Below are 18475 nucleotides of genomic sequence, written 5' to 3' on the forward strand. Positions count from 1 at the left end.
GGTATCACCTGATGCATTTCGGGTTTGAAATCGTAACGGTTGCAGGAAGATATTGCAGCATCCTGACTTTTCCTGTATTTCTGGCCATTGTACTATCCGGAACACTGGCCCCTGAGAACGTATGTGCAAAAGAGCAGATAGTTAAGCCGGAGATGAGATTTGAGAGTATCCCTCACCGGATGACTAGCAACCACGTATCAAATATTCATGAAGATTCCCGCGGGTTTTTGTGGATGGGCGGCAGCAGCGGTTTGAACCGGTATGACGGAGTGGGTTTCCGGATGTATGAAAGCGGGTCGGATCCGCATTCTCTGGCCGACAACATCGTGGGAGATATCTACGAGGACAGCAGCGGTGAACTGTGGGTAGCCGGACGCGATCTGATGAGCAAATACTGCTATAAAACGGACCGTTTCGCCAGATACCAGCTGCCTGCCAACGACGAGGGGTCTGCCAGCCGCAGACTGAGGAGAATTACCGAAGACAGCAGCGGCACCCTATGGGTTTCGGGTGGCAGCCATGGCCTGTACTATTTTGATGCCGAACAGGATACGTTCATGCAGTATCAGCCTCTGAAGACTCATGACATCAACACTGTTTTCATTACCGAAGACAATATAATCTGGGCCACAACAGAAGATCACGGTCTGCAGAAAATTGATCCGTCAACCGGTGATATCACATCCTGGAAACACGATCCGGATGATCCTCACTCCCTTTCCTCCAACAACCTGAATCATGTTGTGAAAGACTCGCAGGGAACATTCTGGGTCGGATCACGCAACAGAGGTGTGAACCGCATGATTACTCATGATGACGGTTCTCTTTCATTTAAGGGATATTACAATCAGCCCGGCAAGCCGGATGTGCTTTTCAATAACTACGTTTACAATATGTATGTCGGCCGCGACGGAACACTGTGGCTGGCCAATGACAACGGCGGAATTCACCGGTATGACCCGGAACATGATATGTTTCATCATTACACAAGCGATCCCGACGACCCCTTCAGCCTGTCTCACGAATCCGTTTCATCTGTCTATCAGGACAGCAGCGGCAGGATCTGGGTTGGTACTGCGATGGCTGGTGTGAATGTTCATGACCCGTTTGCTTTCAAGTTTCGTAATTACCATACGGCATCCCAGTTCACCAACCGGTTGAGCAGCAACGTTATCAGAGACTTCCAGGAAAGCATTGACGGTAACCTTTGGGTGGCGACAGATGGTGGCGGATTGAATTTCATGGACCTCCAAAATGAGGCGTTTCATTCATACAGGCACGATCCCGGGTCCGGGCAGTCCATTCAGTCCGATGCCGTTCTTGGCCTGGAGCGTGATCACAAGGACAGGTTGTGGGTCAGCACTTATAATGGCGGACTTGACGTACTTGAGGATAAAGAGGAGGAAACGTTCTCGACTTTTGAAGACAAGTACGGTCTGGATGAAAAAGTAATCAACAACTCTTTCGGTGTTCATTTTGACGAAGAGCATCCCTATATCTGGATTGCAGAGTTCCGGGTCGGTGTAATCCGGTATCATCTGGAAACAGGTGAATTGGATGTGTTTCAGCCGGACAGCGATAATTCCGGCAGCCTGTCATCCGCCCACATATTGTATATTTTCGAAGACAGCAGTAACAATATCTGGTTTGGCAGCTTGCGGGGTTTGAGCAAAATCGCTTCTGAAGACAAAAAGGAAGGGGTGTTTCGCACCTTTCTGCCGGATGATGAAAATTCCCAAAGCATACCCGGGGCCAATGTCTGGCAGATTGCCGAAGATCACGAAGGGAGTATCTGGGCAGCAACAGAAAAAGGTTTGGTGAAATATCTGCCTGATTCAGATAGTTTCCTGGTTTACAATAAGGAGGACGGATTTCCCTCGAACGAAATCCGATCTGTGACAGTGGATAACAATGGTGATTTATGGGTAGGAAGTATTGAAGGCCTGACTCATTTTCAACCGGAAACAGGAGCAGTTGTCAACTATTCGGAAAAGGATGGTTTGCAGGGGTATGAATTTTCCAGGTATGCTGCAGAAAAACTATCTGACGGACAGCTGGCATTTGGTGGCGCAAATGGAATGAACCTGTTTTACCCCGACAGCATTAAAACCAATCCGTATATTCCACCAGTGTATATCACTGATTTCAAGTTATTCAATGAACCGGTAGGTGTTGACCGGCCGGACTCTCCGCTCGACCGTCATGTGATGACCACCGATACCATCACCCTGTCGCACCGTGACAATGTCATGACGTTCGAATTCATCGCACTTAATTATACCAGGCCGGAGCAAAACAGCTATGCCTATATGCTGGAAGGGTTTGACTCCGACTGGAACTATATTGGCAATCAGCGTAGTGCGACTTATACCAATCTGGACCCGGGCTCTTACACCTTCAGGGTGAAAGCATCCAACAATGACAATATCTGGAATGAAGACGGAGCTTATGTAGAGCTTGTCATCGTGCCGCCGTTCTGGCAGACAGCATGGTTTTACAGTGCTTCTGTTGTGACGATGATCATTGTTGTCATCGCCGGTTTCCGCATCAAGGTTAACAGAATCAGGAAGCGAAATGCCGAACTGGAGAGGCAGGTTTCAGAACGTACAAGTGAACTTCAAAAAAGCAATGAGTTGCTGAACGCTGAGATTGCTGAAAAAAACAAAGTTTACTCCATTCTGGCACATGATTTGCGGAATCCCTTTATGTCCATCATCGGCTATGCCGAATATCTGCATGAAAAGTTTGAGAAGGACAAAGATAAGGAAAATCGTCAGATCAGCACTGTGATTTTGAAAGCAGCTGAAAATGTATATCGTCTTCTTGAAAATCTGTTCGAATGGGCCAGCTCGCGTGATCAGACTACACGTATTGTCAAAGAACCGTTTGATGTCACACAAGTCATTGATGAATGCATTGAAACTGCCAGGCTGTCAGCGGACCTGAAAAAGATCAGACTGAAAAAAAGCGTACAGCCGGGGCTGAATGCGCTGGCCGACAGAAACATGATCCAAACGGTTTTGCGCAATCTGGTGACAAACGCGATCAAGTTTTCCAATAAGGAATCGGTAGTTACAGTTGAGGCTGCAGATGAGGGGGATGAAATCATTTTCAAGGTAATTGATAATGGTATTGGAATGAGCGGGGAAGAGAAAGGCAAAATTTTCTCCGCTGCTTCCGGATACAGGAAAAACGGGACAAACGGTGAAAAAGGATCCGGGTTTGGCTTGATGGTATGCAAAGATTTTATTGAACAAAACGGCGGATCCATATCGGTTCAAAGCCAAAAAGGCGAAGGAAGTACATTTATTTTTACATTAAGCAAAGCGGATTCGGGGACAAGAAAAGCGGGCAGGAAAAATATTGAATCTGCCGGCTGAGTTTTTGATCGCTTTGTGAAAAGTTTCGGGAAAAAGCCTATGAATATTTCCGGGGAGCATGCGCCAGTAACGCATCGGGGCCAGTGGCTGGTGGTACCGGTATTGGTCATGTTGATATTTCTGACAGACCCGGGCGGGGTATTTGCCGTGCATCACATCCAAGGTAAACCGGATCTACGGTTTGAAGAGGTTCCCCATGAAATGGCTGCAAGTCAGATATCAGCAATTGAACAGGACTCCTACGGCTTTATCTGGGTGGGTACAAACAGTGGCCTGAGCAGATTTGACGGTGTCAGTGTCAGACACTATAAAGAAACCGGTGAGCCCAACTCGCTGCCCTCCGACAATATTGGCTCCGTATACGAAGACCAGAACAAAAACATCTGGATTGGCGGCTACGGAGCCGTTGCCCGGTATCGGTGGGAAACCGATGATTTTGATCATTATGTACTTCCGGACACGCTTTCCAGACTGTCCACCCTTATTCAATCGATTGAAGAAGATGATGACGGTACCATCTGGATCTCAGGTGGCAGCAACGGACTTTACTATTATGATCCGTTTAAGGATGAAATTGTTGCATGGGAAGAACTTGAGACCACTGCAGTTAATACCATTATGCCGGAAGGTGACGGAATAATCTGGATGACAACCAGAGGTGAAGGTTTGCATCGACTGGATACCCGGACCGGCGAAATAACAGTCTACCGTCACGATGAAGAAGATTCCAACAGCCTGGCATCCGATATGACCAGCTCCATCGTGCGTGACTGTGAAGGTGACTACTGGATCGGGTCACGTGAGGGTGGTATTACACGATTGACACTTGAGAGCGGCAATCCGGAAGCCGCGCATTTCAAACGTTATTTTAATGAACCCGGGTCCCCCGGGGTTTTGAGTAATAACTATGTTTATACACTTTACGTAGACCGGGAAGGAGATTTGTGGGCAGGCAACGAAAACGGCGGCATACACTTATATGACAGGGAAAAAGACGCGTTCCACCATTACGGAAGCGACCCGGACGATCCCTACAGTCTTTCACACAACTCCGTTTTGTCACTTTTTCAAGACAAAAACGGCAGGTTGTGGATAGGAGCGGCTCTGTCAGGACTCAATATTCTTGATCCCTATGCCATCAAGTTTTATCACCACCACACCCGATCCCGTTTTCGGGACCGATTATCCAACAATGTTATCAGGAATTTTGAGGAAGACAAGGACGGCAATCTATGGATTGCCACTGATGGCGGCGGACTCAACTATTTTGACCGGAGCACCGGTCTGTTTACAACCTTTCAGCACGATCCGGATGATCCCAGCTCCATTTCGTCCGATGCCGTCATCAGTCTGCGAAGGGATCCGGACGGAACACTCTGGGTGGGCACATATAAAGGTGGACTTGAGTTGCTGACCGATGAATCTTCCGGCACGTTTGTGAGCGCGAGAGATTCCCTGAACCTTCCGGACGATCTTCTCAATACCGCCTTTGATGTCCATTTTGACCCCGATAATAATTTTGTCTGGATTGCCGAGACAGGCCAGGGCGTTTTCAGGATAAACACGGATACGGGGGAGCTTGAAACATTTCAGCCGGTGATGGGCGATGATCAAACCATCTCATCAAGTTATGTATTACGCATTTTTGAGGACAGCAAAGAGAATCTCTGGTTTGCCTCATTAAACGGACTGAGCAAGTTAACAGAAGAGAACCGTGCTGATGCTCTGTTCAAAACCTTCATCCATGACGAGGAGGATCCCGAAAGCTTGTCATCCAACAGGGTTCAGCAAGTATATGAGGACAGCAGAGGCATAATATGGGTGGCTACCGATGGTGGCCTGTCCCGGTATGAACCGGACGGCAAACGGTTTATAAACTATGGAGTGTCCGACGGGCTGCTGACAAATGATCTGCGTTCCATTGCCGAAGATGAGAACGGGGATTTATGGATAGGAAGTACTGACGGCCTGTCCCGGTTTGATCCGCGCAGCGACGAGATTCAGAACTTCACACATGAAGACGGTCTGCAGCGGCTGGAGTTTTCCAGATATGCCGCGACCCGGTTGTCATCCGGAGAGATGGTTTTCGGCGGGCTGGACGGGTTCAACCTGTTCCACCCGGAGCACATCAGAACGAATCCCCACGTGCCGGAGGTCTATATTACAGGTCTGTGGTTATTCAACGAGCAGGTTACCCCGCATGCACCGGACTCGCCCCTTGACAAGAGCATGATCCTTACTGATACGCTCCGGTTGTCCCATAACGAAAATGTATTCACATTCGACTTTGTTGCCCTGAACTATACCCGGGCGGAGCAGAACAAGTATGCGTATAAAATGGAAGGTTTTGATACGGAGTGGAATTACAGCGGGAATTTTCAGAGTGCTACCTATACAAACCTGGATCCGGGAACTTATCGGTTTCGTGTGAAAGCTTCGAACAATGACGGGGTATGGAATGAGGAAGGGGCATATATTACAGTAGTCATTGTGCCGCCGTTCTGGCAAACCTCCTGGTTTTACGCACTTGTCATCTTTTTGACGGTTGTAACGGTAACGGCAGCAGTTCGTTTAAAAATGAGCAGCATCCGGAAAAGACAGAAAGAGCTTGAAGAAGTTGTTGATAAACGAACGGCAGAACTCCGCAATAGCAATGAAGAACTGAATCAGATGATTGCCGAAAGCAACAGGGTTTACTCGGTTCTTGGTCACGATCTCCGGAATCCATTCATGTCGATCATCGGCTACTCGGAATATCTCAGTGAAAAGTTTGAACAGGACACCGACGAGGAGAACCGAGAAATCATGGGTATCATCCTGCAGGCGGCAAGAAATACATTCAACCTGCTTGAAAACCTTCTGAGGTGGGCCGGATCAAAAGGACAGGCCACAAAAGTTATACCCGGGAAGGTGACCCTGAATGATGTGGCTGAAGAGGTCAAGTCAACGGTCGGGGTACAGGCAAAGATGAAGAACATTGTCATTGAAAACAACATTGAACCGGAAATGGCTGCGTATGCAGACAATGACATGATACAAACCGTACTCAGAAACCTTGTATCCAACGCCATCAAGTTCTCACCCGAAGACAGCCGTGTGATCATCGGGGCTGAGGAGAAGGAAGATCAGCTGCTGGTTTTTGTGCAGGATTTTGGAGTCGGAATGAGTAATGATGAAGCACAAAATGTGTTCACCGTGGTGTCCGGAAAAAGGAAGAAAGGTACAAAAGGTGAAAAAGGAACAGGACTTGGTCTGCTGCTAAGCAAAGATTTTGTACAAAAAAACGGTGGAAGTATCTGGGTAAAAAGCGAGAAGGAGAAAGGCAGCACTTTCTGTTTCACGGTAAAAAAGCACACCGGGGCAAAGGCCAGGGTATCGTGAGACAGGATGTTCTGAGCACGGTCCCTTTCCTGGGTTTTGACGTGCTGCAGCTACTCTCCGAAAAGTGTCAGCTGAATCCCTTCTGAAGCGGCATCATCCCCTTCACGGATGAAGCCGGAAACGGTGACCCCGGCAAGACGCACTTTTCGCTTCCCGGCTTCGGTTTCTTCAAGAAGGCGAACGGCCAGCCCGGAAATCTCTTCAGCTCCTGCAACAGGATGGCCCGGCGTGATGCTGCGCGTGACACTTTCAAAGTTATCGTATCGTACTTTCAGTGTCACCGTTTTGGCAACAGCCTGTTCGCGCGCCAGCCGTCCGGCCACCTTCTCACTGATTTTTTGCAGGAATCCGGCAAGCCATTCCACGGAATCAATATCCTCCGTAAACGTTTTCTCATTCCCGATCGATTTGGGAATCCATTCGGTACGCACCGGCCGTTCATCAATGGCGCGCGCAATGTTGTAATAAAAGGCACCGGCTTTGCCGAAATGCTTGTCCAGTTCCCACCGGTCACGCTCCCTCAGGTCGGCTCCGGTCTTGATTCCCAGGCGGTGCATCTTTGCCTCGGTGGCCTTGCCGATTCCGTGAAATTTCCCGATGGGCAGATCCGAAATAAAGTCCAGTGCCTGCCCGGGTGGTATCAGGGCGAGTCCGTCCGGTTTTTTCAGGTCGGATGCGATTTTCGCCAGAAACTTGTTGATAGAGATTCCGGCAGATGCGGTCAGGCCGGTACGCTCCCGGACCTTTTTCTTTATTTCCTTTGCAATGAGTGTTGCCGACGGGTTATTCACTTTATTTTCGGTCACATCCAGATAGGCTTCATCAAGAGAGAGCGGCTCGACCAGGTCGGTGTATTCATAAAAGATCTCCCGGATTTGCAGGGATACACTCTTGTAAACATCAAAGCGGGGCCGGATAAATATCAGCTCGGGATACAGCCTGGAGGCCCGGGCTGCGGGCATGGCGGAGCGGATGCCGTATTTTCTTGCCTCATAACTGGCAGCTGCAACAACACCGCGCCCCTGAGGTGAACCGCCCACAACAACAGGCTTTCCCTTCAGCGATGGATCGTCCCGCTGCTCAACAGAAGCATAAAACGCATCCATATCAATGTGAATAATTTTCCTCATGGCCATACTGCCGCACTGAAAGAAAAATGTGTATCTTGGACGGGCAACGACATCATCATGTAAATTACATATAATATAACGAATTATGGTGGGTACATTTGTTACTTTGGTGTTTATCGGGATTGTGGTCGGGTGGATTTACCAGGGCCTGGTGGGCGTTTCCGGCCCCTCGCTGACCGTCTGTATGGCCTTTGCCGTTCTGGGATCACTGGCAGGGGGACTGATATTTTTGTTCACAGGACTCGGGGGGGAGCTTGCCGCCGGACTGCTGGCTTCTTTTCTTGTTCTCATAGCGGCAGATGTTTTGAGCAGGGAAGTGGCACACGAATAGCCGGATAACGCCCTGAATCGTCCGTACCTGCAGGATTAATCCGGCTCAGACCAGTTTTTTGCCAATGGGGATCGTCCCTGATAGCTTTGGCTATGCCGTGTATGGCCAATGCACATTGCCGGTGTCCCGGAAAGCGGCCGGCATGGGGTGGGATCCAGCAAGGCTTTGCGGCATGATTTGCTTTTGCAATTATATATCTATATTTTTATATATGAAAACAGCGTACTAACCTAAGCGAGATTATTTTATGGAAGATATTGCAGGAAAAACACTGGATGTGATTATCGTCGGCAGCGGTCCTGCCGGACTTACCGCGGCATTATATGCAGCCCGGGCGGATCTGAAGCCGCTGGTCTTTGAAGGTCCGGAACCCGGCGGTCAATTGACAACAACCACCGATGTTGAAAATTATCCGGGTTATCCGGATGGCGTGCTCGGTCCAAAGATGATGGAGGATTTCCGGAAGCAGGCGACACGCTTTGGCGCCGATTGCCGCTGGGGAACCGTGTCCGGCATTGATTTTGACAAGCGCCCCTATAAAGTTACGGTGGATGAAAAAACAGAAGTTTATGCCAGGTCGCTGATAGTATCGACAGGTGCGTCGGCTAAATGGCTTGGGCTGGAAAGCGAGCAGCGCCTTCGCGGGCACGGGGTGTCGGCATGTGCGACGTGCGACGGGGCTTTTTTCCGGGATCAGCATGTGGTGATTATTGGCGGCGGTGATACGGCCATGGAAGAGGCGCAGTTTCTGACCAAATTTGCAAGCAAGGTGACACTGCTCCACCGTCGTGATGAGCTTCGGGCTTCAAAGATCATGCAGAAGCGGACACTTGATAATCCGAAGGTGGAAGTAATGTGGAACTCGGTTCTTGAGGAAGTTCTTGGCGATAAGGTGGTTGAGGGTGTCAAGGTGAGAAATGTCAAAACAGATGAGGTAAGTACTCTGGATGATGTTACCGGTGTATTTCTCGCCATAGGTCACAAACCCAACACGGATCTGTTCAAGGGCGTGCTGGATATGGATGAAACCGGTTATATTCTGACCGAACCGAAGAGCACCTATACCAATATGCCGGGGATTTTTGCATGCGGAGATGCACAGGACAAGGATTATCGTCAGGCGGTAACTGCAGCAGGAACCGGATGTATGGCCGCAATTGACGCCGAGCGCTGGCTTGCTGAACAGGAAGTGGCGGAACAGGAGAAAGAAGAAGCTTGAGGAGCCGCCGGGGCGGACCGGCAAATTCTAATCCAGAACTTCAAAATCAACATCTATTTCATATGGGTCGCGGCCGCTGGCTGAAGACCGGGTATGATGTGTGTTCGCCTTGCCCTGGTCCTGATGCGAGGAAAGACCATTGTTGAGATTGCTGTTGCCGGCATCCCGGGAGCGCTCGACCAGTATTCGGGTATCATTCACAAATAGAGCATAAGCCGCAACCGATGAAAGAATCGGGGCAAGGGCAAATGCCCCGCCTACTCCGGCAACTCCCAGCGCAAGCGGCAATTCGAACACGACTTCATCTTTGTTGTTTATAATGACCAGTCGCCGGATGCTTCCCTCACGTACAAGGTTTCTGACTTTGTCGACCAGTTCGGCTCCCGAAACCCGGATTTCTTCAACAATGTCATGTCTCATGGCTTGCTCTGGTTTTACCTTATTTGTGCCTGCGCTGTAAGGACGCAGCTGTTATGGTATCTGATACGTAAAAACCGGAGGAAAGATACATGCTGGCGCATGCATTCTGCGCAACTACATTCGGAGTGGATGCGCATCTGATTGATGTGGAGACAAATGCGGTAAACGGGCTGCCACAGTATTTTCTGGTTGGCCTGCCTGACAGGGCGATAAGCGAGTCACGCGACCGGATTGAAGCTGCAATCCGGAACAGTGGCTTTGAAATGCCAAGGGGGCGGATTACCGTTAACCTGGCTCCTGCCAACCTGCCGAAAGAGGGCAGCTCCTTTGACCTTCCGATAGCCCTGGGGCTGCTGGCCATGTCATCTCAGATCGACAAAGATAAGCTCAGAGATGTTTTGGTACTGGGCGAACTGGCCCTTGACGGTGCTTTGCGCCCGGTAAAGGGCGTATTACCGGTCACGGTAGAAGCAAGAAAACGCGGGCTTGCCAAAATTGTAGTACCGAAAGTTAATGCACGGGAAGCGGCCGTGGTAAAAGGAATCGATGTATTCGGATTTGAGCACCTTGCAGAAGTAACGGACTGGTTGACAGGCCGCTCAGAAAAAGAGCCTTTTCACGTTGATGTTGATGCTTTATTCGGTCAAAACCCGGATATCAGCACACTGGATTATTGTGACGTAAAAGGGCAGGAAAATGTTAAAAGGTCCGTAGAAGTAGCAGCGGCTGGTGGTCATAATGTTCTGATGGTAGGTCCGCCCGGATCCGGAAAAACCATGATTGCCAGAAGAATTTCAACAATTCTCCCACCGCTTACACTTGAGGAGTCCCTTGAAACGACGCGGATCAACTCTGTTGCCGGAATGCTCACCAACGGAACCTCGCTTGTTGTCACAAGACCGTTCCGGGCTCCACATCACACCATATCTGATGTTGCACTGGCTGGCGGTGGTTCGGTACCCAGACCGGGTGAAATTTCGCTGGCTCATAACGGGGTACTCTTCCTTGATGAGCTTCCGGAGTTCAGGCGTACGGCGTTGGAAGTACTGAGGCAGCCGCTTGAAGACGGAATGGTGACCCTTTCGCGTTCCCGTTTTACCGTCAGCTATCCGTCACGGTTTATGCTGGTCGCATCAATGAATCCCTCCCCGGATGGCGACTGGTACGATCCTGATGACCCCGGATCTGCACGCCCTGAACAAATACAGAACTATTTCAGCAGAGTCAGTGGTCCGCTTATGGACCGAATCGATATTCATGTTGAAGTCAGGAAAGTGAACTACGAGGATGTAGCGCAAACAGCTCCTGCAGAACGTTCGGAGACGATCAGGGAGCGGGTAATTGATGCCCGTGAGCGCCAGAAAAGGAGGTTCAAAAAAGCGTCAAATGTGTTTTGCAATGCACAGATGAACACGCGCCTGGTGAGAGTGGTGTGTAAAATTGATGAGGCGGGATCGCATCTGCTGAAAAAAGCCATGCATCATCTGGGACTTTCAGCAAGGGCGTATGACCGGATTCTGAAGGTCTCGCGGACAATTGCAGACCTGGAAAAAAGCGAGCAAATTAAAGCGCATCATATAGCCGAAGCCGTGCAGTACCGTTCACTGGACCGGAAAATTGTGTAATTCAAATCCGGTAGGGATTGAATTGCCGGTATTCGATAATCAGATGAAGGGCTACAGAACCAGCATCGCATCACCAAAGGAATAAAACCGGTATTGATTGTCGATGGCGTGCTTGTATATGCGATGCATTTCAGGGAGTCCGGTAAAAGCTGCGATCATCATGAGCAAAGTACTCTTGGGCAGATGAAAGTTGGTCAGCAGAGCATCAACGGCACGGAACTGGTAGCCCGGAGTAATAAATATATTTGTTTCTCCCCGGGTTTCTGTGAAGTAGCGAAAAGGAAGGTCATGTTGCAGTGTCACTCCGGTAGTATCGTGGCTGCCGGATGCGATGGATTCAAGAACACGGGCACTGGTTGTACCCACGGCCGTAATATGGGATGAAGTCCTGAGTTTTTCTGCAGCGCCTTTCGGAATGTGATACCACTCGGAGTGCATTTTGTGATCGGAGATCTGTTCCGTTTTCACGGGTGCGAAGGTGCCCATCCCGACATGTAATGTGATTTCAACCTGATGTATGGATTTTTTTTTCAGTTCAGCAAAGGTGCGGTCGGTGAAATGGAGTCCGGCGGTAGGTGCAGCCTTGCTTCCGGCGTCACGTGCATATACGGTTTGATATCTTTCAGAAAGATTTTCATCAGGACTGATATATGGCGGGAAAGGTGTCCTGCGCCAGGGATCAAATACCGGATCATCAACAGGGTGGTTGAACCTGAGGATTCTGAGACCGTCTTCTGTGATTTCAAGTACATCGGCACTGATCGGGTGATTTGTGTCATCGGACAAGGTTACCGTTTTTCCGGTTTTGAAAGCTTTGCCAGGGCGGATCATGGCCTCAACTGTATGAGAGTCAATAACGCGCGTAACAAACACCTCCCTGTTTCCGAAGAGGAGTCTGGATTTTTCAACGCGGGAGTTGTTCACAACAAGCGCAGACCCGTGCGGAAGATAGGAGGCAATATTGTAGAAAAAATCATCGGTAATTGATTTTTCATCCCTTCGGTATACCAGCAGTCTTGAATGATCCCTGGGCTCGGCAGGCTTCTGAGCAATAAGGGACTCCGGAAGGTTGTAATCAAAATCTGAAAGAGTAATTTTTTGATCTGGCATTTGTTATTATTGAATGATTTTTAACCGGCCGCCTATATTGTCGCTGTAAAAAACCCATTACGAATACGTGTCCGGTTAAAAAACGGAATCAACTGTTAAACAAAAAAGAAAAAAATGATATTGCACTCAGTATTTTTTTATCTGAAGAAGGATGCTCCGGAAAACACAGCCGAAGAGATGCAGAAAGATATTAAAGAGAAACTGTCGAAAATAGATTCGGTTAAAACAATCTGGGCCGGTCCTCCGGAAGGAATAGACCGTGACGTTGTAGACAATGATTATACTATGAGCCTGCATGCGCAATTTGAAGATCTTGCTGCTCTGCAAAGATACCAGTCCGACCCTCTGCACGTAGCCTTTGTCGAGAAATACAAGCCCGCCTTTCAGGAAATCCGGGTATTTGACACCAGAATTTCCTGAAAGAGCTCAGTGAGCGGCAATCACTGAGAGATTGCCGCCTTTATGGCATAAAGTCTCCGGATCAGGAGGCTGCCTGGGCATCATCAGGTTCGTCAACATCATCCACAAACAGGGTGACAATTGCGGCCACAATCCATGTCGCAGCGCCAAGCATCAGTGCAAAGATGGCCTGTCCGGAAAAGACATTGGCAACAATAAAGCCGAGTATGGCAGCAGCAAGCATCTGGGGCAGTACGATAAAGAAGTTAAATATCCCCATATAAATACCCATTTTCTTGGCGGGCAGTGATCCGGCAAGGATGGCATATGGCATTGCAAGAATACTGGCCCATGCAAATCCCACTCCCACCATGGAAGCGAGAATCCAGGTCGGATCCGGGACAAAGTAGACGGAGACAAGTCCCACAGCACCAAGAACCAGCGCAAGGGCATGGGTATACCTTCGGTTGGAAAATCTGGCAATGACAGGCAGGGCGAAGGCGATCAGAGCTGCAAAACCATTATACACGGCAAAAGCGATACCTACCCAGTCGGCGCCGGTGTTATATTCCTGCTGGATGTGCAGCAGCTTATCCCGAATATCCGGACTCATGTCAACTTCGTGCCCCTGTCCGAGAAAGAAATTGACGACACGCATCGTGGCGGTTACCTCTTCCTCGCCCTCATCAATGGCCTCCTGAAGCCGGTCAAGGTCACGGGTGACGCGTGGAAGCCGGCTGTGCCAGTCCGCTTCCGTGTAAGCCTCCATCTCATCAGCCATGGAAACAAGAGCGGCAACTTCGGGCTGATTGAGCTTCATGTCATAGTGATGGCTGGTGACACCGGAGGTGGTGTAGATCCACATTGAAAAGAGTGCAAACCAGGAAAAAAACTGAACTACAGCAAGCTGTTTCATGGTTTTGGGCATGCTGTAAAGGTCATCCATAATAACGACCACTCCGAGATCGGTTCGTCCGCGATCCTGAAAAAAAGAGGCTAAGATCAGCAGCAATCCAAGTGCAACAAAACCGAATGTCACAATGTAGAGCTCTTCGGCCCAGCTTTGCCAGTAAACAAGCAGAGAAAGCAGGGCTCCGGCAATGAAAAACAGGGGTCCATGTCTCTTTTTCCGCTGGGCGCGCTCGGCCAGGGACTGCTCCTCCCTTTCCTTTTGAACTTCATAGGCGTCGGATCCTTCGGGCGGCTCGGCATCCTCAAATGACTCAAGCTCTTCGGGACTGTATTCTTTTGTTCGGATCACGGTCCACAAAATGGTCAGGATAAATACAGCGGCACCGATGTAGAAGGACCACTTGACGGAGTCGGGAATCACACCTTCCGGGGCGATATTGGAAACACCCAGCCAGTTGGTCAGGGCATACGGAAGACCTGATGCAATGACAGCACCGGTACCGATAAAAAAGCTCTGCATTGCAAATCCCTTGGTGCGCTGTTCGGAGGGGAGCATATCACCGACGAAAGCGCGGAAAGGCTCCATGGAAATGTTGATGGAAGCATCCAGGATCCAGAGCATGCCGGCCGCAACCCACAGGAAAGGCGAGTTGGGCATGATGATAAGGGCAGCAGAAGCAAAAATGGCACCTATCAGAAAATACGGACGTCTGCGCCCCATGCGGTTCCAGGTATTGTCACTGAGATATCCGACAATAGGCTGGACGATCAGACCGGTCACCGGTGCGGCTATCCAGAGAATGGGAATGGTTTCAACATCTGCTCCAAGAGTCTCGAAAATCCGGCTGACATTGGCATTCTGAAGTGCAAATCCGAACTGAATTCCAAGAAAACCAAAACTCATGTTCCAGATTTGCCAAAATGATAGACGGGGCTTTTTATTCATCTGTTTAATATTTTAGATTCATATGGTCAGATGTAATTCCATGACCGTGTTTAATCATGCTCATGTGTGTCCGGATTTCAGCCGGTCATGATCATAGCGCTTCGCGACCTTCGGTTCATCTGTTTAAAATTTTGGATTTATACAGTCAGATGTAATTCCATGACCGTGTTTAATCATGATCCTGTGTGCCCGGGCACCGGCCCGGTCATGATCATTTCATGTGTATATAATTTTTGATTCTAACGTCTCATGAACCGAAGGTCACGAAGCGAGATACCGTGACCGTATGTAATCATGTGTCTGTGTGTCCGGATACAGGCCGGGTTACGGTGATGCCATAATCTGAAATTAATAATTACGGAAAAACATGGCGGCGAATGCAGTCATGTAAGGGCTTTCATTGGTTCGGACGGGAAAGGTAGCAAAGTCTGTTTTGAAAATAAACAGCATCAAAAGATGAAAGTTACTTACATTTTCTTGTAAGAATGATATGAGATCCGGCCAAGGTCAGAGTCAGAATGGGAAGTCAGAAAACGGCGTACTCAGAGGCGCGAGGTCTGTTTTTCCATCAGCAATTTTGCCTGCTCAACAATGCCCTGAGCATCCAGGCCGAGTTCGCGGTGCAGCTCTTTCTGGGTACCATGTTCTACCACACGGTCTTCCACGCCCATAATTACCTGAACAGGCCGATCCTCTTTGTCCGAGTAATACTCCGCAACTGCCGAGCCGAACCCGCCGAACCTGGCAGCATCTTCTATCGTAATGATGTGCCGGTACTTTCGGGAAATATCATCAAGAAGTTCGGTATCGAGAGGCTTGGCAAAACGCATATCATAGAGTCCGGCAGAAATGCCTGCAATCTTCAACTCATCAAGCGCCTCCGCGGCGTAGTTTCCGATTGTTCCGAAGCTGAGTATGGCTATATCCTCTCCTTCTGCAATCGTTCTTCCTTTTCCGGGTGTGATATATTCAAATTCGGGAGAGACCTTCATGCCGGTAGCCGCACCACGCGGATACCTGATGGAAAACGGGCCTTCCCCGTAGCGGGAAGCGGTATACATCAGATTGCGCAAGTCCTGCTCATCCATTGGTGCAGATACTACCACATTGGGCAGGCAGCGCATATAGGAGACATCAAACAGTCCGTGATGGGTCGGACCGTCAGCACCGGCAACTCCGGCACGGTCCATGCAGAAGACGACGGGCAGATTCTGGATCGCGACATCGTGGACCACCTGATCGTACCCTCGCTGCAGAAACGTGGAATAAATCGCAACAAAAGGTTTTAAACCCTGCGTGGCAAGTCCGGCAGCAAAAGTGACGGCATGCTGCTCGGCAATTCCGACGTCAAAAGCGCGATCGGGAATCTCCTCCATCATTTTCAGCATGCTGGTGCCGCTTGGCATCGCAGCGGTAATGCCCGTGATGAGTTCATTTTTCTTTGCCAGTTCAATGAGACTGTCTGCAAAGACATCCTGGTACTTCGGAACAGGCTTGTCATTGGATTTTTTCGCAAGTGAATTGCCGGTTACCTTGTCAAACGGGCTTCCGGAAGCGTGCCACTTAACCTGATCTCTTTCAGCCGGAGCAAAGCCTTTGCCCTTTACGGTAACGACATGCAGCAGTTTCGGGCCGCTGACTTTTTTCAGGTCGTGAAGCTGGCGGGCGAGGTTTTTGACGTTGTGACCGTCCACCGGACCATAATACTTGAATCCCAGCGAGCGGAAAAGAGAACCCGGGGTGAGCGCGGTTGTCAATGCAGCCTCCATGCGGGATGCCATTTTGCGCATTTTTTCACCGGCACCCTTGAAATATCCGAGCATATTGTACAGATCATCCCGCATTTTATTGAATGTCTGCGTTGTGGTGATATCTGCGAGATACTCGTTCAGTGCTCCGACGTTCGGGTCGATAGACATCCTGTTGTCATTCAGGATGACAAGAAGATCGCTGTTTTGAACCCCGGCGTTGTTCATGGCCTCAAATGCCATTCCGGCCGTCATTGCGCCGTCACCGATCACTGCCACAACCTCATTATTCTTTTGCAGCAGGTCGCGGGCAACGGACATGCCCAGTCCGGCTGATATTGAGGTACTGGAATGGCCGACACCAAAAGTATCGTAGGGGCTTTCGGTTCGCTTCGGAAAACCGGACAATCCGAGGTATTTTCGGTTTGTATGAAAATCATCACGGCGCCCGGTCAGAATTTTATGACCGTATGCCTGATGGCCCACATCCCAGACGAGCTGGTCTTCCGGGGTATCATACACATAATGAAGAGCTGTAGTCAGTTCAACTACGCCAAGACTTGCGCCAAAATGACCACCATGAACAGAAACAGTGTCAATAATGAAATCACGAAGTTCCTGACAGACCTGGGGGAGCTGGTCTGCTGATACTTTTTTCAGATCATCAGGGCTGTTGATGGTGGAAAGGAGTGGACCCGGAACCGCCTTGTAATTATTCATGCTGTTTTTTTTGGTTGTTAGCGACCTGCTCTATGCGAAGCTCGGCTTCCTCAAGTTTGCCGGAACACAGCTTTGACAACTTCATACCTTCTTCGTACAGAGCAATGGCCTTATCCAGGGGTACATCGTCAGACTCCAGTTCTTTAAGCACCTCGGATAATCTCTCTAAAGCCTGTTCAAAATCGAATCGTTCCTTTTTTTCGGATTTGGTCATGGCGTTGTACAATAATTTTGGGAAAACTCTAAAATAACCAAATTCAAAATGATTTTAAAAAAACAGGTGCGGATGGAAATGTGCAGGTGATTGCTGTTTTTGTTATTATACATGGCTGGCAAGTGGTATGAATAGTCGTACATGTCATAAATGGTCATTGCTTTATTATACACTGACCGGCTGCAGAATAAACTCTGAGAAATAATTGTTACATCAACATATTTTACATTTTATCCGGGACTGGAAAAAAACCGGAGCAGTTATGCCCAGTTCGCGGTATCTGGCCAGGGATGCGGTAAAAATGGTGGTGGAAAATCTGCGCATTCCTGGACGTGATCCCGTATCTGTTCTTGAACTCGGTCCCGGAACCGGCACATTCACAGAGCATATACTTCCGCATTTAAAAAAGGAAGACTCATTTGATGCCGTTGAGCTGAATGATTATTTCTTTAAGATTCTTCGCAGAAAGTTTCGGGTTAACAGCCGGGTTTCACTTCACCACAAGGATTTCCTGAAGTTCACAACCGACAACCGGTATGACTTTGTCGTTTCCAGTCTTCCATATGAAAGAATACCCAAGCGCATTACCCGTGATTTGTGGGAGCACAAGCTGGAACTATGCAAGCCGGATTCCTATATCATCTATTATAAGTATGTGAACTTCAACCATTTCCGCAACCGTTTCGAAAAGCAGCTGGTGAAAAACTATACATACGATGAGAAAATCGTATTTCTGAACATGCCGCCTGCCAGGCTGATTACCTTGAAAATTGATGATCCCGGGAATGGCATCGAGCTGATGAACAACAGCATCAAGGGTAGAAAGAAAAGAAAGCGGTCCAGGCCGTCAGGTTCCATTGTCAACGGGACCGGACCCTCAAAATGACCCTGTACCTGTACCGGTTGAAACTCCGGCATCGGTTATCGGACCCGCCAGGAA

The 18475-nt window shown here is 49.2% G+C and carries 13 protein-coding genes; 7 read left to right on the forward strand and 6 right to left on the reverse strand.

Features of this window, described 5'->3' with window-relative positions; translation table 11 throughout:
- Positions 1-11 precede the first annotated feature (11 nt).
- Both NATSA_RS03100 and NATSA_RS03105 read left to right on the forward strand, forming a co-directional pair.
- Positions 12-3380 (forward strand): sensor histidine kinase, encoded by a 3369-nt coding sequence (locus NATSA_RS03100; protein WP_210510319.1) that lies wholly within the window; start codon positions 12-14, stop codon positions 3378-3380.
- A gap of 108 nt (positions 3381-3488) precedes the next feature.
- Positions 3489-6761 (forward strand): sensor histidine kinase, encoded by a 3273-nt coding sequence (locus NATSA_RS03105; protein WP_210510321.1) that lies wholly within the window; start codon positions 3489-3491, stop codon positions 6759-6761.
- Positions 6762-6811: 50 nt separating this feature from the next.
- Here the strand turns inward: NATSA_RS03105 and dinB are convergent, their stop codons facing one another.
- Positions 6812-7891 (reverse strand): DNA polymerase IV, encoded by a 1080-nt coding sequence (gene dinB, locus NATSA_RS03110; protein ID WP_210510323.1) that lies wholly within the window; start codon positions 7889-7891, stop codon positions 6812-6814.
- An 85-nt stretch (positions 7892-7976) separates the two neighbouring features.
- Between dinB and NATSA_RS03115 the strand changes: the two genes are divergently transcribed.
- Positions 7977-8222 carry a hypothetical protein gene (locus tag NATSA_RS03115; RefSeq protein WP_210510325.1) on the forward strand — a complete coding sequence of 82 codons (246 nt, stop codon included), beginning with the start codon at positions 7977-7979 and terminating at the stop codon, positions 8220-8222.
- A 247-nt stretch (positions 8223-8469) separates the two neighbouring features.
- Complete coding sequence (trxB, locus tag NATSA_RS03120; RefSeq protein ID WP_210510326.1) at positions 8470-9441, forward strand: thioredoxin-disulfide reductase; 972 nt, start codon at positions 8470-8472, stop codon at positions 9439-9441.
- A gap of 27 nt (positions 9442-9468) precedes the next feature.
- Here trxB and NATSA_RS03125 read toward each other — a convergent pair whose 3' ends face one another.
- A complete protein-coding gene (locus NATSA_RS03125; RefSeq protein ID WP_210510328.1) occupies positions 9469-9861 on the reverse strand; it encodes a DUF4342 domain-containing protein in 393 nt (130 codons plus the stop codon).
- A gap of 89 nt (positions 9862-9950) precedes the next feature.
- On the opposite strand from NATSA_RS03125, the gene NATSA_RS03130 reads away from it, so the two are divergent.
- On the forward strand, positions 9951-11486 hold the full coding sequence (locus tag NATSA_RS03130; RefSeq protein WP_210510330.1) for a YifB family Mg chelatase-like AAA ATPase: 1536 nt from the start codon (positions 9951-9953) through the stop codon (positions 11484-11486).
- A gap of 51 nt (positions 11487-11537) precedes the next feature.
- Here the strand turns inward: NATSA_RS03130 and queA are convergent, their stop codons facing one another.
- Positions 11538-12596, reverse strand: coding sequence for a tRNA preQ1(34) S-adenosylmethionine ribosyltransferase-isomerase QueA (queA, locus tag NATSA_RS03135; protein WP_210510332.1), 1059 nt, complete (start codon positions 12594-12596; stop codon positions 11538-11540).
- Between the two features lie 114 nt (positions 12597-12710).
- Here queA and NATSA_RS03140 point away from each other — a divergent pair, with 114 nt between their 5' ends.
- A complete protein-coding gene (locus NATSA_RS03140) occupies positions 12711-13016 on the forward strand; it encodes a Dabb family protein (protein WP_210510334.1) in 306 nt (101 codons plus the stop codon).
- Positions 13017-13077: 61 nt separating this feature from the next.
- Here the strand turns inward: NATSA_RS03140 and NATSA_RS15415 are convergent, their stop codons facing one another.
- The 3 genes from NATSA_RS15415 to xseB form a co-directional block, all read right to left on the reverse strand.
- Positions 13078-14853 (reverse strand): MFS transporter, encoded by a 1776-nt coding sequence (locus NATSA_RS15415; protein WP_246481657.1) that lies wholly within the window; start codon positions 14851-14853, stop codon positions 13078-13080.
- Positions 14854-15395: 542 nt separating this feature from the next.
- Positions 15396-17321 carry a 1-deoxy-D-xylulose-5-phosphate synthase gene (dxs, locus tag NATSA_RS03150; protein WP_210510336.1) on the reverse strand — a complete coding sequence of 642 codons (1926 nt, stop codon included), beginning with the start codon at positions 17319-17321 and terminating at the stop codon, positions 15396-15398.
- On the reverse strand, positions 17314-17535 hold the full coding sequence (xseB, locus tag NATSA_RS03155; RefSeq protein WP_210510338.1) for an exodeoxyribonuclease VII small subunit: 222 nt from the start codon (positions 17533-17535) through the stop codon (positions 17314-17316). Before xseB ends, dxs begins: the two co-directional genes overlap by 8 nt.
- A gap of 262 nt (positions 17536-17797) precedes the next feature.
- On the opposite strand from xseB, the gene NATSA_RS03160 reads away from it, so the two are divergent.
- Positions 17798-18421: a class I SAM-dependent methyltransferase gene (locus NATSA_RS03160; RefSeq protein ID WP_210510339.1), complete on the forward strand. Its 624-nt coding sequence runs from the start codon at positions 17798-17800 to the stop codon at positions 18419-18421.
- Positions 18422-18475 lie beyond the last annotated feature (54 nt).

The organism is Natronogracilivirga saccharolytica (assembly GCF_017921895.1).
In the GTDB taxonomy this organism is placed as follows: Bacteria; Bacteroidota; Rhodothermia; order Balneolales; family Natronogracilivirgulaceae; genus Natronogracilivirga; species Natronogracilivirga saccharolytica.

Coding starts and splice junctions, on each gene's coding strand:
- NATSA_RS03100 (WP_210510319.1), top strand. CDS start 12: ATGCATTTCGGGTTTGAAATCGTAACGGTTGCAGGAAGATATTGCAGC.
- NATSA_RS03105 (WP_210510321.1), top strand. CDS start 3,489: ATGTTGATATTTCTGACAGACCCGGGCGGGGTATTTGCCGTGCATCAC.
- dinB (WP_210510323.1), bottom strand. CDS start 7,891: ATGAGGAAAATTATTCACATTGATATGGATGCGTTTTATGCTTCTGTT.
- NATSA_RS03115 (WP_210510325.1), top strand. CDS start 7,977: ATGGTGGGTACATTTGTTACTTTGGTGTTTATCGGGATTGTGGTCGGG.
- trxB (WP_210510326.1), top strand. CDS start 8,470: ATGGAAGATATTGCAGGAAAAACACTGGATGTGATTATCGTCGGCAGC.
- NATSA_RS03125 (WP_210510328.1), bottom strand. CDS start 9,861: ATGAGACATGACATTGTTGAAGAAATCCGGGTTTCGGGAGCCGAACTG.
- NATSA_RS03130 (WP_210510330.1), top strand. CDS start 9,951: ATGCTGGCGCATGCATTCTGCGCAACTACATTCGGAGTGGATGCGCAT.
- queA (WP_210510332.1), bottom strand. CDS start 12,596: ATGCCAGATCAAAAAATTACTCTTTCAGATTTTGATTACAACCTTCCG.
- NATSA_RS03140 (WP_210510334.1), top strand. CDS start 12,711: ATGATATTGCACTCAGTATTTTTTTATCTGAAGAAGGATGCTCCGGAA.
- NATSA_RS15415 (WP_246481657.1), bottom strand. CDS start 14,853: ATGAATAAAAAGCCCCGTCTATCATTTTGGCAAATCTGGAACATGAGT.
- dxs (WP_210510336.1), bottom strand. CDS start 17,321: ATGAATAATTACAAGGCGGTTCCGGGTCCACTCCTTTCCACCATCAAC.
- xseB (WP_210510338.1), bottom strand. CDS start 17,535: ATGACCAAATCCGAAAAAAAGGAACGATTCGATTTTGAACAGGCTTTA.
- NATSA_RS03160 (WP_210510339.1), top strand. CDS start 17,798: ATGCCCAGTTCGCGGTATCTGGCCAGGGATGCGGTAAAAATGGTGGTG.